Consider the following 15258-nt stretch of genomic DNA (forward strand, 5'->3'; position numbering starts at 1 on the left):
TTTGCCGACCGTGCCTATCGAGGCGAGCGTGTTGGCGCGGCCACGACCATCACGGTCGAAATTGTCGAACCCAAGGAGGGCCAGAAGGGCTTTGCGGTGCAGCCCAGGCGGTGGGTCATCGAGAGGAGCTTCGGCTGGATCGCCCGCTGCCGCAGGTTGGCTCGCGACCACGAGGCTACCCCGTCCTCTGCGCTCGCTTTCTTCGTCCTCGCCGCAGCCATGATCCTCGTCAGACGGATCGCCCGAGTTTTATGAAACAGGGTCTGAGTAGCCGGGGGTGGGACGCTCAGGTTTCGGCAAGGTGTCGTGCATGGGCTTCCCTTTCCCGAGGGTCGGCGGTGCGAAGGCTGACCAGGCTCAACGACTCATTGCCGAGAGGTGACGCGACGACGACCCGCTCGCTGTTCCGATCACCGATCAGCATGTAGCGTGCGCGGCCGGTGCGGCTGGGGCGGGTCGGACGGATCAGTGCGGTTTCGCCGTCGAACGACGTGTCGAAGTAGGCGAAGTCGTAGCCATGCTTGGCTAGGTTCGCGAGCCGCTTAGGTTCGCCCCACGTCGTCGTCATTGGAATTATGGTAGTAGCGAAAAAGGCGTGGCGCAGGCTGCATTCCCGCCACTGCGCAAATTACCGACGCCCATCCTAACGCCCAACAACGTGCGGACCGCCACGGGCGCCATCATTCGGGTGGTCGCGGCCGGCGACCTCGCGCTCGACGAGGCCCGCGCCGTTGCCGGCGTAAGCGAGCTCCACCGCCAGTTGATCGAGACACACGATGTAGCACGCCGGCAACCTGCTCACTCGGTTGGAGAACACGCGGGAGTGCCAGGGTGAAGCGTAAGCTGATGTCGGGATCCAAAATGCCCATTGCCCGACCATAGATTTGCTGGCATATTTTCCCGACAGGATTGGTCCAGTCATGGTGCGAAATCTGGGCGCCTATCCGATCATCGGAAAACGGTCGGATTGCCGACACGTCGTTCAGGTTGGTATCGACCCATAGCAGGCCCTGGGAAGGGCCGCTTCACATGCGAGTGGTCAGGTTCATCAGCCAGGCCGGCGAGACCTTGACCAGGACGGTCTCGGCGGCCTTATCGTAGCCGGAAGCGATCATCAGGCCGGTAGCGACAAGGATCAGCCCGAGCGCTGCCTTCAGCCCCTTGCCCAATCCCATCATCCGGTCGCGCCAGCGCATCAGCACCTCGCGCGACAGGGTGCCGAGCAGCAGCAGCGGCAGGGCCGCGCCGAGGCCGGACAGGAGCATGGTCAGCGCGACCACACCGAAGTCGCGACCCTGGGAGGCGAGCAGCGAGGCTGCACCGAGGGTCGGTCCGACGCAGGGGCTCCAAACTGCGCCGAGAGGTATCCCAACGCCGAACTGGCCAAGCAGGCCGGTGGTGGAGAAGCCGCCGAACCGGCTCTCGGTCCAGTTGCTCATGGACCAGCGGCGACGGCCAGCCGCGTCTGGGCGGCCGGGACCATCAAGACCAATCCGATCAGGATCAGCATGATGGCCGCGCCGGTCCGGAACATGCCGGCGTCAAGGCCGATGGCGAAGCCGACGGTCGCCACGAACAGCCCGATCACCACGAAGGACAGCGCAAGGCCGGCGGCAAGCGCGGCCGGGCCGAGCCTATGCTCCGAGGCTGCCGCGCCGAGCACCAGCGGCAGCACGCAGGGCGACAGCACCGAGAGGATGCCGGCGAGGAAGGCGAGGCCCAGGCTGGTGACCATGGCGGCTCAGATCGCCTTGTCGAGGAGCGAGGAGATCGCCTCCGGCTTGGTCTCGCCGGCCGAGCGCCCGGTCTCCTTCTCGCCCTTGTAGGTGATCAGCGTGCTCTGCATCGTCGCGCCGAACCGCTTCACCACGTCCTTGCGGCTATCGAAGTCGACGTCGAACACCTGCAGGTCCCTGAACTTCGGGTCGGCTTCGAGCTTCGACAGGATCGGTTTCTGGGCGGCGCAGGTCGTGCACCATGGGGCGGTGATGTGCACCAGGATCGGCTTGCCGGCCTTCTGGGCGGCCTCGAAGGCGGCAGGCGTGTAGGCGGTCTCGGAAGCGATGGCGCCCGTGCCGAACAGCATGGGGACAACTGCGAAGGCGGCGAGCAGGATGTGGGGCGTGGTCATGGAATCTGTTCCCGTGGTGGCTGAATGGGCGTTGGCGGCGGGGCTCAGTTCGCGACCTGCGTGATGGCCCGGTCGACGTTCACGCGGGCCGACCAGTCCTTGGTGCTGTCCTGGCCCTTGAGGGACACGAGGCGGGCACCGCTGACGTCGACGTTCTTGAAGTTGGCACCTGACACGGTCGCACCGGTCAGGTTCGCCCCCGACAAGTCCGACCCCATCAGGACCACGTCGGTGAGGTCGGCGTCGGTGAAATCCGCATATTCCAGGCGCGAGCGCCCAAGGTTCGCCCCCTTCAGGTTGGCGCCCCTGAGGTTTACCGAGACGAACACGGCCCGCATCAGGCCCATCGACTGGTTCTTGATGTCGGCGCCGCCCTTGAGATCGACCAGCGTCGCCCCGCTCATGTTGGCGCCCTTGAAGTCGCCGATCGGCATCGACCGGCTGAGGTCGGCTCCGCTGAGGTTCGCGTCGCGGGCGGTGATGCCGAACATCTTGGCGCCGACCAGCTTGGCACCGCTGAGGTCGGCCTTGATGAACCAAGCCTGCTCCAGGTTCGCCCCGGACAGGTCGGAGCCGCGCAGGTTGGCCTTGTTTAGACGGGCGGTGCGCAGGTTAGCGCCCCTGAGGTTCAGGCCCGACAGGTCGAGACCTGCGAGCGCCTTATCGGAGAGGTCGATGGCTTTGCCGTCGGCCTTGGCGATCAGCGCTTCGACGTCGGCCCGCGTCATCTCGGCCTTCGTCATCGCGGGCGAGGTCATGTCGGCCCCGAGCAGCAAATCCTGTTCAGCGGCAGCCGGGCCGGCGACGAGGACGGCCAACATGAAGCTTAGGGCGAGGCGCCGCATCAGTTTACTCCCATCGGGTGCCGTGCATGGCCGGCGCCCGTATCGTGTTCGTTGTGTCGCGATGCTATGTCGGGCCGCTGCATCCGGTCGGTGACCCAGGTCACACAAGTCCGGCGCGGCGGGAGAAAAACGCAAAGCAAGCCGTGACGATCAGCCATCGTCACGGCTAGAGGGCGACGCTAGTCATGACGGACGCACAGAAGGTCGAGCGTTGGGTCGACCGGTTTCCGCTCATTCAGGCGCTCAGTCCGGCGCACCTTCAACTCGCTCGGGGAACTGTGCAGTTCCCGATGCTTGAGGCTGGCGCTACTGCCTACGAGTTGGATGGCGAATGCGCGAACTACCTGATGTGCCTGGAGGGGCGCACGCGCATTTTTCGCATGTCGGAGAGCGGGCGCGAGGTGCTGATCTACAAGGTCGGCCCCGGTGGCACCTGTGCCCTCACAACACAATGCCTCCTCTCCGGCGGCACCTTCCCGGCCCAAAGCATTGCTGAGGAACGAACCGAACTTGCAGCCCTGCCGGTGAGCACGTTCCAGCACCTGATGGAGGACAGTTCCGCATTTCGTAGCTTCGTCATGGACGACTACACGCGACTGATGTCCGGCCTGTTCACGCTGATCGACGAGGTGGCGTTTGCCCCACTGAAGCAGCGCCTCGCCCAACGGCTCCTGGCCGAAGCCGATCCGCGGGGCGTCGTTGCCGTGACCCATCAGAAGCTGGCCGACGACATCGGCAGCGTGCGCGAGGTAGTGAGCCGCATTCTGGCACAATGGGCCGAAGCAGGCTTGATCGAACTCCGTCGCGGCGCGGTCGAGATTGTTGAAAGGACCAGCTTGGCCACTGCTGGTAGGCGATGAAGCGCGGCGCATGCAGCGTCCGCTTTAGGGCGAAGGACTAAGGTCCGGTTGCCACTCTTCTCAGACCCTTGGAAGGTCCGCTTCTCGCCCACTCAATGAAGGACGATCCACATCTGGGTCGGGTTGAATGATGCCTGTCTGCTTCTGGCTAAGAGATATAAAAAGCGGACGCTTTTCCAGAGCTTCCGAAGTAAATGACAATCGGCGAGCGATAAATTTTGCTGCGTGCGTCGAATCACGTTAACGGAGACGAGGAGGAATTAGTCCGCGCCAAGTATGAGTTAGGTGACGGCGAGGGCATGCATTGGGATGGGATCGTAGGGAAACCACTTAGTGGCCGGAGAACAACATCCAGAGGGCCATGCCGACCATCATCAGGTTCTCGGTCAATGAGACGAAGCCTAGCGGCACGCTGGCCGAGCCACCGACACAGGCGCACTTGATCTCGCGCCGGTCGACGTAGACCGCCTTGAACACCGAGACCGCGCCGATCGTGCCGATGAACAGGGCGACTGGGATTGACAGCCAGGAAAGCGCGCCTGCGATCATCAGGATGCCAGCCAGCGCCTCGCAGAACGGGTAGGCGTAGGCGTAGCGCACCCAGCGACGGGCGAGCAGGTCGTAGCCGAGGAACATCGACGAGAAGCTCTCGACGCCCTGCAGCTTGAGGATCGCGAGGACGCACATGCTGAACGCGATAAACCACTCACCCGCCCGGACCGTCAGCAGCGTGCCGAAGGCCGCGTAGCTCGCCGCCAGCGCCATCAGCGCGGTCATCGCGAATACCGCCACCACGGGCGCGTAGCTCGTTGCGTTCGGATCGGCGACCGGCTTGCCGAGGTGGCGGCGCAGGTCGTCGTACCCGCCGATGCGCTCGCCACCGACGAATGTCTGAGGCGTGGTCTTGACGCCATGCTCGGCCTTGAACCGGTCGGTCTCCTCACGCGTCGTCAGCCAATGGTCGTCGACCTGGAAGCCCTCGCGTTCGAGCAGATCCTTGGCCTTCAGCCCGTAGGGACAGACGTGCTTTTCCATCACCATCCGGTGGACGGTAGCCCTGCGGGTGGTGTCGAGCATGTGTCGGCTCCTCGTCGGCGGTATGCGGCTTCGAACGGACAACCCCTTGGAGGCCGATCCGTGCCCAGCCTGCGCCTCGGGACTCGTACGCATCTGGTTGCAGCACGCCCGATATCGAGTAGCCTCATGCGGTGGTTGGCGTCGAGCCCGCGCCGGATCGCACCCGGATGAACCGGACGTACCGTTCCTCCAGGTCGCCGAGATCGTCCGGGTCGGCGACGTCGCGGCGGGCCGCGGCGATCACCAGATCCGCATGGCGGGCGAGCTCGGCTGTCCTGTCCGTCAGCTTCTCGACCTCAGCGACGCGGGTGAGCACGTCAAGCATCCGGGCCAGGACATGCACTGAGCCAGCGGCGTTCTGGCGGATCATGTGGAACATGGCGTCGCACAGGCCGTCGTAGTCGGTCACCGGATGGACCAGCACTACGCGGCCCTCGCGCACCACGGTCCCGTTTGGCAGGTGACGCGACGCAACGCGGCACAGGGCGTCGCCGAGGTGGTCGACGACGCTGCCGGCGGTAAACGGGTCGTTGATGCCCGGCGAGAGGGCGCGGACTGCGATCTCAACGAGCTGCCGGATCGAGTATTCCAGGTCCTGGAGGGCGGCGAGACGGCGCCCGAAGGTCAGAGCGCGCGAGATCGCCCCCTCGGCATCCTCGACGCCGGCCGAGAGGAACGCGACCGGGAACGCGCTCGGGACGTAGTCGCCGGGTCGGACCCGCAGGGCGACGGTGACGCCGTGCTCATGGGCCCAGTCGGCCAAGTCCTCGGTGTCGATGGCCTGGAGGTATCCAGCGTCCGTCGCGGCGACCCCGGCTCCCGTCGGAAGATCGGACGGGCGCGTGGTGTCGGCCGCGTCGCGGGTGCGCGTCTTGACGGCCTCGCACAAATCGCGGTGGACCACGTCGACGACCGACTCGACGTTGATGCTGGTGGCAATGTGGTGGACGAACCAGACCAGGGTCCCGATGGAGACGAGGGCCAACGCGATGGCGCCGCTGATCGCCAGATGCGGGACGAACGGGGTCTCCTGCACCGTGCGGACCGTGCGCAGAACCATCAGCGCGTAGGCGAAGGTACCGAGGAAGATGCCCAGGACGATCTGGTTGCGGGCGTCGCGGGTGAAGTTGCGCAGCAGACGCGGCCCCATCTGGCCCGAGGCGAGCGTCAGGGCCGCGATGGTGATCGAGAAGGTCGTGCCCGCGACACCGATGGTCGAGGACGCCACCGCGCTGAGGAGCGCCCGCGCACCCTCGGCGCCGCCGGAATAGCCCCAGTTCTGCTCGGGCGAGGAGGCGTCGTAGCCGGCGACGTGGGCCGTCTCCAGCCAGACCGCCAGTTGCGCCAGCGCGAGGCAGCCTAGGACGACCAGGGCCGGGCGCAACCAGAACTGGTCACCCATCCACTCGATCCAGGCCTGGAGGCGCACCTTCATGCCGGATCTCCCTTGCGTTCGGAACCCTTGCGTTCGGAGCCTCCGCTTTCGTGGTCACGATCCTCGCGGAGTACCTGCCAGCGGGCGCGGGGCGGGGTTTTCCCGGCAGGCCAGCCCTCGCGCTGGCAGGTGCGGTCGCCATCCGTCGCCTCCGTCTGGTCGTGCAGAAGGATTTGGCTCGTTGGGTACGGCAGGTCGATGCCGGCGGCGGTGAGCGCGTCCTTGACGTTCGAGATGGCGTAGTCGAGCGCGTCCACCGCATCGCGCCGCCGGGGCGGATCGATCCAGAAGCGCGCCGTCATGTCGACGCCGGCAGACCCGAGGCCGGTCACCAGCGCCTCCGGCGCCGGGTCGGCGAGCACGCCTTCGGTCCCACGCAGGGCCTCGACGATGACGCGACGGGCGTCCCCGATGCCGTCGCCGTTTCCGATCGTGAGCGGAAAGGCGAGCCGGCGCTTGTCGTGCGCGGTGATCACCGTGATCTTGTCGACGAACAGCGTCGCGTTCGGGATCAGCACGCGCTGGTTGTCGTAGGTGCGCAAAACGGTCGCCCGCACCCAGACGTCCTCGACCGTGCCCTCGTGCGAGCCGGCCCGGATCTGGTCGCCGATGACGAAGGGGCGGGTCAGCAGGATGAGGATGCCCGCGAGCAGGTTCTGCAGCACGTCGCGGAAGGCAAACCCGATGGCGACGCCGCCGATGCCGAGGAGATTGAACAGGTCTGCGGCGGAGACGGATGGAAAGGCCACCGAGGCCGCGACCAGGAACGAGACCAGGATGGTCATACCGCCGGCGATGCGGCCGAGCACGGACGCCGAGCCGGGCGAGGCCTCTCGCAGTTCCGCCGCCCTGCGAACGGCGGCCCGGACGCCGCGGGCGACCAGCAATCCGATGCCGAACAGGACAAGGGCGATGACGAGCCCCGGGACGAGGGCGGCGGCCGAACGGCCAAGCCCTTCCAGACGTCCGAGCGCTTCGGAAAAGATCATGCGATGTCTGGATCCATGCGAAAGCCGCCGGTGGCGGACGTGCCAACCGGCGGCGCTCGTGGGTGGTCCGCGATGGCGAAAGGCCCCCGCGGTTCATGTTTCTACAGGGTCAGCGACGCGGGCCGCCCGTGGTCTGGCCATACTGCTTTGCGCCAGGACGGCGCGAGGGCATGTTAGCATTGCCGCCGCTGCTGCGGTGGCGCCGCATCTGCCTACGGGACATACGCACCTGCACAAGGTCGGCGTTCGCCGAGGCGGCGACGCCGGTGGTTGTCACGGGAAGGGCGGCCGATGGCAGGGTAGAGGCGCCGAGCCCGAGACCGGCCAGGAACGCCGAGGCGAGGATGGTGTGCTTCATGGTCGTCTCTCCTTCGTTGCTCACGGTCAGCTCTTCTTCTTCGAGTAGGTGAATCTCGGCGCGTTCTTCAGGGTTTCCTTGTCGGTGTCGGCATGCACCATCCACTTGCCGTCCTTGTCGCTGATGGCCAGCGTCGACGGGTCGAGCACGACGTAGCTCTCGCCCATGCCGAGGAAACCACCGACGCTGACGACGACGCCGGTCACCGTCTTGCCATTCTCGATGACGAGATCCTCGACCTCGCCGACGGTCTCGTTCTTGTTGTTGTAGACGGTCGTGCCGACGAGCTTGGACGACATCACGTCGGCCGGCTTCACGGTCACGTACTTCAGCTTCACCGTCGCGGTGTCGGCCATCTTCATCCCCATGTCGGAGGACGCGCCCATACCGGCGGCCGGGGCCGTGGCAGTCTGGGCCAGGGCCGGGAACGAGACGCAGGTCAGGGCGAGCGCGCCCAGGATGAAGTGCTTCGACATTGTGTTTCCTCGGTATGGTGCCGGTCGCTAATTCGAGTTCACGGCACCGACAACCGCTGTCGCACCCCGCTAGTTTTCTTCGAAAGGCGGTCGGCAACGTGCGCACACCCCGAATGTTCACATAAATCAATCTCGATTCTGCTGGGGTCCAGGCGAACGAACCTTGCCCATCCTGTTCTTGAAAACGAGCCGAGATGGAGTCCGATAGTCTAAACGGACGCATCGTCATCGAATTCTGTCGCCCTAACCGCCTTGCGGAACAAAGCCCGAGGATGGGGGCTTGCAGTTGGCGCTTCCAATGCGCAGGCATCCGACCAAAACTGGTTCTTTCACATGCAGATCATCAACCGCATCCGGCATGTCCGGGGCGTGACGACCTTGGTCGCAGGAGCGGCGTTCGCCGTCGCCCTCGGCTCAGTCGTGGCAGGTCCTGCGGCCGCGCAGTCGGCCGCCAGTTCCATCGACCAGCCGACGCCCGGGACGTTGCCCTCGGGTACCTCGACGACGAAGGGCGCCGGGAGTGCGCGCCACGAGGGCAACGGGCAGGTGGCGCCACCGAGCGCGATCCAGTCCTCGACCGACGTCATGCAGTCCGAGGGATCGGTCCAGGGCAAGACCCAGGGCGGCCGGACCGACCCGATCAAGCATCTGCCCAAGGACATGCGTTGACCGCCGATTGAACGGAACGTCCGCAGGCTTTCCCGATCCAAAGCCCGTATGCAGGGGCCCATCCCTCCGGGGAACACTCCCGGAGGTCACCTTCCATGTTCTTCGACACCTGGTCCGGCCTGCTTAGGGTCGTCGTCGTCGGGCCCCTAGCCTACATCGCCCTGATCCTGTTCCTAAGGATCTCGGGCAAGCGTACCCTGACCAAGCTGAACGCCTTCGACCTCGTCGTGACGGTTGCGCTCGGCTCGACACTATCGTCCATCGTGCTGACGAAGTCGGTGGCGCTCCTTGAGGGCGTACTCGCCCTCGCAACCCTCATCGGGCTGCAGTACCTGATCACCTGGTCGAGCGTCCGCTCGGCGTGGGTCAGGTCGTTGGTCAAGGCCGAGCCGACGTTGCTCGCCCGTAACGGGCGTCTCATCGAGGGCGCGATGCGCCGCCAGCGCATGACCGAAGACGACGTGCTCTCGGCCCTGCGCACGGAAGGGCTCGACGACCTCTCGCAGGCCGCTGCGGTCGTGCTGGAGACCGACGGCTCGATCAGCGTACTCAAGGCGCTGTCCGACCGGGACGACGGCTTGAACAGCGTTCCGCGCCCGGAGGCGGAGCAGCCTGCACAGAGCAAAGCGTGAAGGCTCTCACGCGCTACGGGCTCATCCTGCTTTCCGCCGTTCTGGCCGCCGCGAGCCTCGTCCCGCTGATCCCCACCGAGTGGTGGGCGGTGCGGCTGCTCGACTTCCCGCGCCTGCCCTTCGCCGTCGGCTCTTTGGTCGTCGGTCTGGCCTTGTTCCCCTTCCTCAAGGGATCTCCGCGGTCGACCCTTCCGGCTCTCGGGCTGGCGACCCTCGCACTGGCGGTCAACGCCTGGATCCTGTGGCCTTATCGGCCCACGGGTGGAATACGGGTCGACGCATGCCCGGCCGAGCGCCGTCTCTCGGTGCTGATCGCGAACGTGCAATTCGGGAATCGGAACGCCACGCCCTTGGTCGAGGCCGTCGCGCGGGAGGAGCCCGACCTGTTCCTCGCCATGGAGACCGACGCGTGGTGGGACGAGGCCCTGAACCCCGTGCTCGCGTCGATGCCCCATGCCCTGCAGCGGATCACGGGGTCGTACTACGGCATCCACTTTTTCTCGCGGCTGCCCCTGGTGAACGGCGGCATCCGGCATCTCGGAGGGCAGGATACCCCGGCGGTCGTGACCGGCGTGACCCTGCGCAGCGGCGAGGTCGTCGACTTCATCGGCCTTCATCCGAAGCCGCCGCAGCCCTGGCAATCCGCCCGCGGGCGGGATGCCCAACTCTATGCCGCGGCGTCCGTGCTGCGCGAACGGGTCGAACCCGGCGTCCTCGCCGGCGACCTCAACGCAACGCCCTGGGAGATCGCGGTGCAGCGCATGGCTCGGCTGTCGAGATTGATCGACCCGCGCCGCGGCTACGGCTACGTCGCGACCTGGAACGCGCACTCGTCCTGGCTGCGCTGGCCGCTCGACCACGTCTTCCACGAAGGCGGCTTCGCGACGGTCTCCATCGAACGCCTCGACGCCTTCGGCTCGGACCACTTCCCTTATCTCGTCTGCCTGTGCCGCCAGGATGCCCAAGGTGCGAAGGCGCCTCCGCAGCGGGACGCCGAGGACGTCGCCACGGCCAACGCGGTGCTTGCCGCGGCGGGGACGACCGAGCGATTGCAGTCCCGATGACCCCACGTGCCGAAAACGGCCCCGCAGCCCGCCTTTGCGCGGGTCGGAGATTCCCATGATCTCGATCTTCGACCTCGCCGCCCTTCTGTTGACGCTCTCGGCCCTGTTCGGCTGGCTGAACCGTCGCTTTCTGCGGATGCCGCACACCATCGGCCTGCTCGTGATGGGGCTGCTCGCCTCGCTGTCCCTCGTCGGCCTCGACCTCGCCTTCCCGGCCCAGCACCTCTACGCGGACCTCACCCAGGTGCTCGGCCAGGTCGACTTCACCGAGGTGGTGATGAACGGCATGCTGGCTTTCCTGCTGTTCGCCGGCGCCATGAGCCTCGACCTGCGCATGCTGCGCGACCGCGCCTGGGCGGTCGCGACGTTGGCGCTGGTCGGCACCCTGATCTCCACGGCCCTCGTGGGCGGCGGGTTCTGGTTGGCGGCCGACGCCATCGGCAGGCCGGTGCCGCTCGCCTGGGCCTTCGTCTTCGGCTCGTTGATCAGCCCGACCGATCCGGTGGCGGTGCTGGCGACCCTAAAGAACGTGAAGGTGCCCGAGGCATTGGAGGTCGAGATGCAGGGCGAGGCCCTGTTCAACGACGGCGTCGGCATCGTGCTGTTCACGGTACTGGTGGCCTTCGCCGCGGGCTCGGGCGGTGAGGCCACGAGTGCCGGCGGCGTGGCCAAGCTGCTTCTGCAAGAGGCCGGCGGCGGCCTCGTCCTCGGGGTCGCGACCGGCTACGTCGCCTACCGAGCCATGCGAGCTATCGACGACTTCCCGGTCGAGGTGCTGATCACCCTCGCGCTCGTCGCAGGTACCTACGCCCTCGCCCAGAAGCTCCACTTCAGCGGCCCCCTCGCGGTGGTCGCCGCCGGGCTCCTCGTCGGCGACCGAGCCCCGCGCGACGCCATGAGCGAGGAGACGCAAGGCTATGTCTCGGCGCTGTGGACGCTGATCGACGAGGTGCTGAACTCGGTCCTGTTCCTGCTGATCGGGCTGGAGGTGCTGGTGCTGCGCTTCGAGCTCGGCGGGCTGGCGCTCGCAGCCTGTGCGGTGCCCATCGTCCTCGTCGCCCGTGTGGTCGCCGTCTCGACGCCGCTGCTCATGTTCCGCTGGGGCGGCAACCTCTCGCCGCGCAACGTGCCGTTCCTGACCTGGGCGGGCGTGCGTGGCGGCATCTCGGTGGCTCTGGCGCTCTCGATCCCGGAGAGCGACGCAAAGCCGGCGATCCTGGCGGCGACCTACGCGGTGGTGCTCTTCACCATCATCGTACAGGGCTCGACGCTCGGCATGGTGGCGCGGCGCACGCTGCGGGCCGGCTGAGAGACGACGCCTACGGCACCGGCCCGCGTCGGCCGGTACACCTCCATCGGACATCGTAGCCCCACATGGTCTTCACCGTCCTCCTCGTACTCATCCCGATCTCGGCGGCGCTGAAGTACCTCGTCGGCGCCTCGCCGCTCCTGGTGTTCGCCTCCAGCGCCTTCGCCATCGCCGTCCTGGCGGAGTGGGTCCGACGCGCCACCGACCAGCTTGCCGACCGGGTGGGGCCTGCCATCGGCGGTCTGCTCACCGTCAGCTTCGGCAGCATCGCCGAGCTCGTCCTGGCGCTGTTCGTCCTGCTGCGCGGCGAGGCCGCTGTGGTGCAGGCGCAGATCGCCGGCTCGATCATGGGGACCAGCCTGTTCGGGCTCGGCCTCGCCATCATCGTCGGCGGGGCGACCCGGGAGCGGCAGAAGTTCAGCGCGGAGCGCGCCGGCTTGCTGTCGACCCTGCTGATCCTCGTCGTCATCGCCCTGCTGCTGCCGGCCGTGTTCGATCTGAGCGGACGCATGTCCGGCCAGGAAAAAACGCTGGGCATCACCGACGAAGAGGTCAGCCTCGGCGTCTCCGTCGTCCTCCTGCTGCTCTATCTCGCCAACCTCGCCTTCACGCTGGTCACCCACCGCGACGTGTTCTCGAACGACAAGGGCAGCGGCGAGGCGGATTGGAGCCTACCGTTCGCCATCGGGGTCCTGATCGCCGCGACGGTCGCCATCGCCTTCGAGTCCGAGATGCTTTCTGGGACGATCACCCAGGCCGCCGGAAGCCTGCACCTCTCGCCGATGTTCCTCGGCGTGATCGTGCTGGCCCTAGTCGGCACGGCCGGCGACCTGTTCGCGGCGGCCTGGTTCGCCCACGAGGACCGTATGGGGCTCGTGCTGAACATCTGCATCGGTTCGGCCATCCAGGTGGCTCTGGTACTGGCGCCGCTCCTGGTCATCATCTCCTGGGCGCTCGGCCACCCGATGTCGTTGGTGTTTTCGAACCCGTTGCATCTGTTCGGCATCGCGAGCACCGCCTTCATCGTCAACGCTATCGCCCGGGACGGTGAAACGACGTGGTTCGAAGGCCTCTTGCTGCTTGGGGTCTACGTTCTGTTCGGACTGGCCTTCTTCTTCGTGAGTCCGGCCTAACTGCTGCCGATTGAACGGCTGCTTCCGGGCACTGCCTCCTATGGTATCTATGGCCATGTTGGGTCGGATGCCGAACGTCCGCTTACGGACGCAAGGCCGGGGTCCGCTTGCCACCCTTCTCAGACCTCGCTGCATGCAGCCGTACGAGTCGGGAAAACGGTCGTCTTACCGTCGCTTCTAGCATCGCGTTTGATAACGTCGCGACAGTGCCAGGCAGAGGTCGGCAACGAAGCGCACAACGCAGTAGTGGCGCGCTCCGCTGTGTGCTTCAGCGCCCGCCGGATCGGAAGTCCGACGAGCGATGACCGCAGCGTGAGCCGTCGGACGCCCGATCACTGTCGTGCTGGCAGCTCTGTGCCAAGGCCGTACCACCCGTGACGAGGGTCAGGGCGAGAGCAAGAACGATCTTGTTCACCGATGACCTCCGACATAGTGGCTGCCCTTGCCATGGCTGCCGTGCCCGCCAACCCGGTGGCTGCCAGTCCGGCCGCGGGCTTAAGCATCGGCCGAGGCGAACACACCAAGCGTGATCAGGGCGACGAATGCCGTTGCGAGCGTTTACTTCGTAGGCGTTCTCCCATAGGCGAACTGTTGCCGCCGCCCTGACACCCTAAGGATGCACATTGCGCCTATCTGTAGTTTAGATATCACACTGAGGTTATATCCCGATCCGGACCTTTCAGAACGGTAGACCGCGCTTCTCCTCCATGCTGATTTCCCGATCAACAAAGGAGACGAAACGCTATGAAGACAACGATTATCCTGACCGCTCTATTGCTTTCGACAATCGGTGTTGAAGCCCGTGGGGGAGGTGGCCATGGCATGAGCGGCACCGGATCCAGCAGCAGTAGCCACTCGGTATCCGGCTACACGCGGTCTAACGGCACCTACGTTGCGCCTCATCATTCGACGAACCCGAACGGGACGCAGCTCGACAACTACGGCACCCGCGGCAACGTCAATTCCTACACGGGCGCGACCGGCACCCATGGTGCGGATCACTGACGCTCTATGCTGCGATCTGGAACATGCGCACCCGCTGCTGCCTGGCTTAGGCTGGCGGCTGTAGGATGCATTTTCGCTAGTTCGCCGTTCGGTGCGGCGAGTCGCGAATTCAGGGAACCGGACGAGCACAGTCTCGACCGTCACGGCCATTATCACAGCCGCGATGGCTCTACCGTCCACCAGCCAGCACATACCGGTGACGGGTCGAAGCCCGAGGGGGCATCCGCCCATTGCCGCGATGGCACGTGGAGCTTCAGCCACACCCATCGCGGGACATGCTCGCGACACGGAGGGGTAGCGAGTTGAGTTAGGTAAGAGGAGCTAGCGGTAGAAATGGGGCGCTTGGTACCCGCTCGTCATGTCCGCAACGTCTGGGAAGCAATCATACCAATGCGCGCTTAGAGATGGTAGGAGCGTCCGCTAAGGACGCGCGCCATGCCTAGGAACGAAGTTTTTCGACACGAGCAGCACCGTGTCGCGGTCGGAATGGTACTGGCTGTGATCATTACGGCCGTCATGCTGAGTCTCGCCGCTTTCTGGGACCCTGAGAAGACCCTCGTGGTGCCCGTTGCTGAGCGTTTGCAGACCGCCTTGCGCGCGGATGTGTTCGTCATCGGCTGGCTTGCCGCCGCAATCGCGAATGTGGCACGGCTAAGGTTCTTTTCGATCGAGGACATTGCAGGAAGCAGCGCCAGATCAGGATCTCAATCAGTGCGGGATGCCGTTGCGATCCTACAGAACACGGCGGAACAGGTCATTTTAGCCGTCCTGACGCACTTGGTCTTCGCCGCCGTCGTAGGCCACCCTACGGCGATCCTAATAACGCTTGCTGCCATGTTTTGCGTAGGGCGCACGTTATTTTGGATCGGGTACAAGCGTGGTGCTAGAGGGCGTGCGCTTGGCTTTGCCCTCACGTTCTATCCGACGGTTACGGCGCTCGGTATTTCGGCAGCCATGCTTCTGCTAGGGAGGTCCGATTAGAGATGAGGACAGCCCTAGCAGAAGGTCTCAGACCCTGTTTCATAAAACTCGGGCGATCCGTCTGACGAGGATCATGGCTGCGGCGAGGACGAAGAAAGCGAGCGCAGAGGACGGGGTAGCCTCGTGGTCGCGAGCCAACCTGCGGCAGCGGGCGATCCAGCCGAAGCTCCTCTCGATGACCCACCGCCTGGGCTGCACCGCAAAGCCCTTCTGGCCCTCCTTGGGTTCGACAATTTCGACCGTGATGGTCGTGGCCGCGCCAACACGCTCGCCTCGATAGGCACGGTCGGCAAA

19 protein-coding genes and 1 pseudogene are annotated in these 15258 nt (G+C 65.7%); 10 read left to right on the forward strand and 10 right to left on the reverse strand.

Going from position 1 to position 15258, the window contains the following annotated elements:
- Nucleotides 1–255 (forward strand): transposase (locus tag FV230_RS13910; RefSeq protein WP_147842811.1); only part of this gene is annotated, 255 nt, incomplete at its 5' end.
- 31 nt (nucleotides 256–286) lie between these two features.
- Here FV230_RS13910 and FV230_RS13915 read toward each other — a convergent pair.
- From FV230_RS13915 to FV230_RS13930, 4 genes and pseudogenes are all read right to left on the reverse strand, one after another.
- Nucleotides 287–568 (reverse strand): BrnT family toxin, encoded by a 282-nt coding sequence (locus FV230_RS13915; protein WP_147842812.1) that lies wholly within the window; start codon nucleotides 566–568, stop codon nucleotides 287–289.
- A gap of 457 nt (nucleotides 569–1025) precedes the next feature.
- Nucleotides 1026–1735 (reverse strand): annotated as a pseudogene (locus FV230_RS13920) (cytochrome c biogenesis protein CcdA).
- A 6-nt stretch (nucleotides 1736–1741) separates the two neighbouring features.
- On the reverse strand, nucleotides 1742–2131 hold the full coding sequence (locus FV230_RS13925) for a thioredoxin family protein (RefSeq protein ID WP_147725263.1): 390 nt from the start codon (nucleotides 2129–2131) through the stop codon (nucleotides 1742–1744).
- Nucleotides 2132–2175: 44 nt separating this feature from the next.
- On the reverse strand, nucleotides 2176–2976 hold the full coding sequence (locus FV230_RS13930; protein WP_147842813.1) for a pentapeptide repeat-containing protein: 801 nt from the start codon (nucleotides 2974–2976) through the stop codon (nucleotides 2176–2178).
- A gap of 185 nt (nucleotides 2977–3161) precedes the next feature.
- Here FV230_RS13930 and FV230_RS13935 point away from each other — a divergent pair, with 185 nt between their 5' ends.
- Nucleotides 3162–3836 carry a Crp/Fnr family transcriptional regulator gene (locus FV230_RS13935; protein ID WP_147842814.1) on the forward strand — a complete coding sequence of 225 codons (675 nt, stop codon included), beginning with the start codon at nucleotides 3162–3164 and terminating at the stop codon, nucleotides 3834–3836.
- Between the two features lie 330 nt (nucleotides 3837–4166).
- Here FV230_RS13935 and FV230_RS13940 read toward each other — a convergent pair whose 3' ends face one another.
- From FV230_RS13940 to FV230_RS13960, 5 genes are all read right to left on the reverse strand, one after another.
- Entirely contained in the window at nucleotides 4167–4913 is a 747-nt protein-coding gene (locus tag FV230_RS13940; protein ID WP_147842815.1) for a glutaredoxin, read from the reverse strand.
- Between the two features lie 124 nt (nucleotides 4914–5037).
- Complete coding sequence (locus tag FV230_RS13945) at nucleotides 5038–6348, reverse strand: DUF2254 domain-containing protein (RefSeq protein WP_147725268.1); 1311 nt, start codon at nucleotides 6346–6348, stop codon at nucleotides 5038–5040.
- A complete protein-coding gene (locus FV230_RS13950) occupies nucleotides 6345–7337 on the reverse strand; it encodes a mechanosensitive ion channel family protein (protein ID WP_147842816.1) in 993 nt (330 codons plus the stop codon). The genes FV230_RS13945 and FV230_RS13950 overlap by 4 nt, the downstream gene beginning before the upstream one ends.
- A 109-nt stretch (nucleotides 7338–7446) precedes the next feature.
- Nucleotides 7447–7695, reverse strand: coding sequence for a hypothetical protein (locus FV230_RS13955; protein WP_147725270.1), 249 nt, complete (start codon nucleotides 7693–7695; stop codon nucleotides 7447–7449).
- 26 nt (nucleotides 7696–7721) lie between these two features.
- Complete coding sequence (locus FV230_RS13960) at nucleotides 7722–8171, reverse strand: PRC-barrel domain-containing protein (RefSeq protein WP_147842817.1); 450 nt, start codon at nucleotides 8169–8171, stop codon at nucleotides 7722–7724.
- 333 nt (nucleotides 8172–8504) lie between these two features.
- On the opposite strand from FV230_RS13960, the gene FV230_RS13965 reads away from it, so the two are divergent.
- From FV230_RS13965 to FV230_RS14005, 8 genes are all read left to right on the forward strand, one after another.
- The gene (locus FV230_RS13965) at nucleotides 8505–8840 is read left to right on the forward strand and encodes a hypothetical protein (RefSeq protein ID WP_246694854.1); all 336 of its coding nucleotides are present in this window, start codon (nucleotides 8505–8507) and stop codon (nucleotides 8838–8840) included.
- A 95-nt stretch (nucleotides 8841–8935) separates the two neighbouring features.
- A complete protein-coding gene (locus FV230_RS13970) occupies nucleotides 8936–9472 on the forward strand; it encodes a YetF domain-containing protein (RefSeq protein WP_147842818.1) in 537 nt (178 codons plus the stop codon).
- The gene (locus FV230_RS13975; RefSeq protein ID WP_147842819.1) at nucleotides 9469–10536 is read left to right on the forward strand and encodes an endonuclease/exonuclease/phosphatase family protein; all 1068 of its coding nucleotides are present in this window, start codon (nucleotides 9469–9471) and stop codon (nucleotides 10534–10536) included. The genes FV230_RS13970 and FV230_RS13975 overlap by 4 nt, the downstream gene beginning before the upstream one ends.
- 55 nt (nucleotides 10537–10591) lie before the next feature.
- Nucleotides 10592–11845 (forward strand): sodium:proton antiporter, encoded by a 1254-nt coding sequence (locus FV230_RS13980; protein ID WP_147842820.1) that lies wholly within the window; start codon nucleotides 10592–10594, stop codon nucleotides 11843–11845.
- 65 nt (nucleotides 11846–11910) lie between these two features.
- The gene (cax, locus tag FV230_RS13985; RefSeq protein WP_147842821.1) at nucleotides 11911–12978 is read left to right on the forward strand and encodes a calcium/proton exchanger; all 1068 of its coding nucleotides are present in this window, start codon (nucleotides 11911–11913) and stop codon (nucleotides 12976–12978) included.
- Between the two features lie 744 nt (nucleotides 12979–13722).
- Nucleotides 13723–13983 carry a hypothetical protein gene (locus FV230_RS13995; protein WP_147842823.1) on the forward strand — a complete coding sequence of 87 codons (261 nt, stop codon included), beginning with the start codon at nucleotides 13723–13725 and terminating at the stop codon, nucleotides 13981–13983.
- A 6-nt stretch (nucleotides 13984–13989) separates the two neighbouring features.
- Nucleotides 13990–14289, forward strand: a complete 300-nt coding sequence (locus tag FV230_RS14000) for a DUF3761 domain-containing protein (RefSeq protein ID WP_147842824.1) — start codon at nucleotides 13990–13992, stop codon at nucleotides 14287–14289.
- 129 nt (nucleotides 14290–14418) lie between these two features.
- Nucleotides 14419–14964 carry an MAPEG family protein gene (locus FV230_RS14005; protein WP_147842825.1) on the forward strand — a complete coding sequence of 182 codons (546 nt, stop codon included), beginning with the start codon at nucleotides 14419–14421 and terminating at the stop codon, nucleotides 14962–14964.
- Between the two features lie 39 nt (nucleotides 14965–15003).
- On the opposite strand, the gene FV230_RS14010 is transcribed toward FV230_RS14005, so the two are convergent.
- Nucleotides 15004–15258 (reverse strand): transposase (locus tag FV230_RS14010; protein WP_147842811.1); only part of this gene is annotated, 255 nt, incomplete at its 5' end.

This window comes from Methylobacterium sp. WL6 (assembly GCF_008040095.1).
Lineage (GTDB): Bacteria > Pseudomonadota > Alphaproteobacteria > Rhizobiales > Beijerinckiaceae > Methylobacterium.

Coding starts and splice junctions, on each gene's coding strand:
- FV230_RS13915 (WP_147842812.1), bottom strand. CDS start 568: ATGACGACGACGTGGGGCGAACCTAAGCGGCTCGCGAACCTAGCCAAG.
- FV230_RS13925 (WP_147725263.1), bottom strand. CDS start 2,131: ATGACCACGCCCCACATCCTGCTCGCCGCCTTCGCAGTTGTCCCCATG.
- FV230_RS13930 (WP_147842813.1), bottom strand. CDS start 2,976: ATGCGGCGCCTCGCCCTAAGCTTCATGTTGGCCGTCCTCGTCGCCGGC.
- FV230_RS13935 (WP_147842814.1), top strand. CDS start 3,162: ATGACGGACGCACAGAAGGTCGAGCGTTGGGTCGACCGGTTTCCGCTC.
- FV230_RS13940 (WP_147842815.1), bottom strand. CDS start 4,913: ATGCTCGACACCACCCGCAGGGCTACCGTCCACCGGATGGTGATGGAA.
- FV230_RS13945 (WP_147725268.1), bottom strand. CDS start 6,348: ATGAAGGTGCGCCTCCAGGCCTGGATCGAGTGGATGGGTGACCAGTTC.
- FV230_RS13950 (WP_147842816.1), bottom strand. CDS start 7,337: ATGATCTTTTCCGAAGCGCTCGGACGTCTGGAAGGGCTTGGCCGTTCG.
- FV230_RS13955 (WP_147725270.1), bottom strand. CDS start 7,695: ATGAAGCACACCATCCTCGCCTCGGCGTTCCTGGCCGGTCTCGGGCTC.
- FV230_RS13960 (WP_147842817.1), bottom strand. CDS start 8,171: ATGTCGAAGCACTTCATCCTGGGCGCGCTCGCCCTGACCTGCGTCTCG.
- FV230_RS13965 (WP_246694854.1), top strand. CDS start 8,505: ATGCAGATCATCAACCGCATCCGGCATGTCCGGGGCGTGACGACCTTG.
- FV230_RS13970 (WP_147842818.1), top strand. CDS start 8,936: ATGTTCTTCGACACCTGGTCCGGCCTGCTTAGGGTCGTCGTCGTCGGG.
- FV230_RS13980 (WP_147842820.1), top strand. CDS start 10,592: ATGATCTCGATCTTCGACCTCGCCGCCCTTCTGTTGACGCTCTCGGCC.
- cax (WP_147842821.1), top strand. CDS start 11,911: ATGGTCTTCACCGTCCTCCTCGTACTCATCCCGATCTCGGCGGCGCTG.
- FV230_RS13995 (WP_147842823.1), top strand. CDS start 13,723: ATGAAGACAACGATTATCCTGACCGCTCTATTGCTTTCGACAATCGGT.
- FV230_RS14000 (WP_147842824.1), top strand. CDS start 13,990: ATGCTGCGATCTGGAACATGCGCACCCGCTGCTGCCTGGCTTAGGCTG.
- FV230_RS14005 (WP_147842825.1), top strand. CDS start 14,419: ATGCCTAGGAACGAAGTTTTTCGACACGAGCAGCACCGTGTCGCGGTC.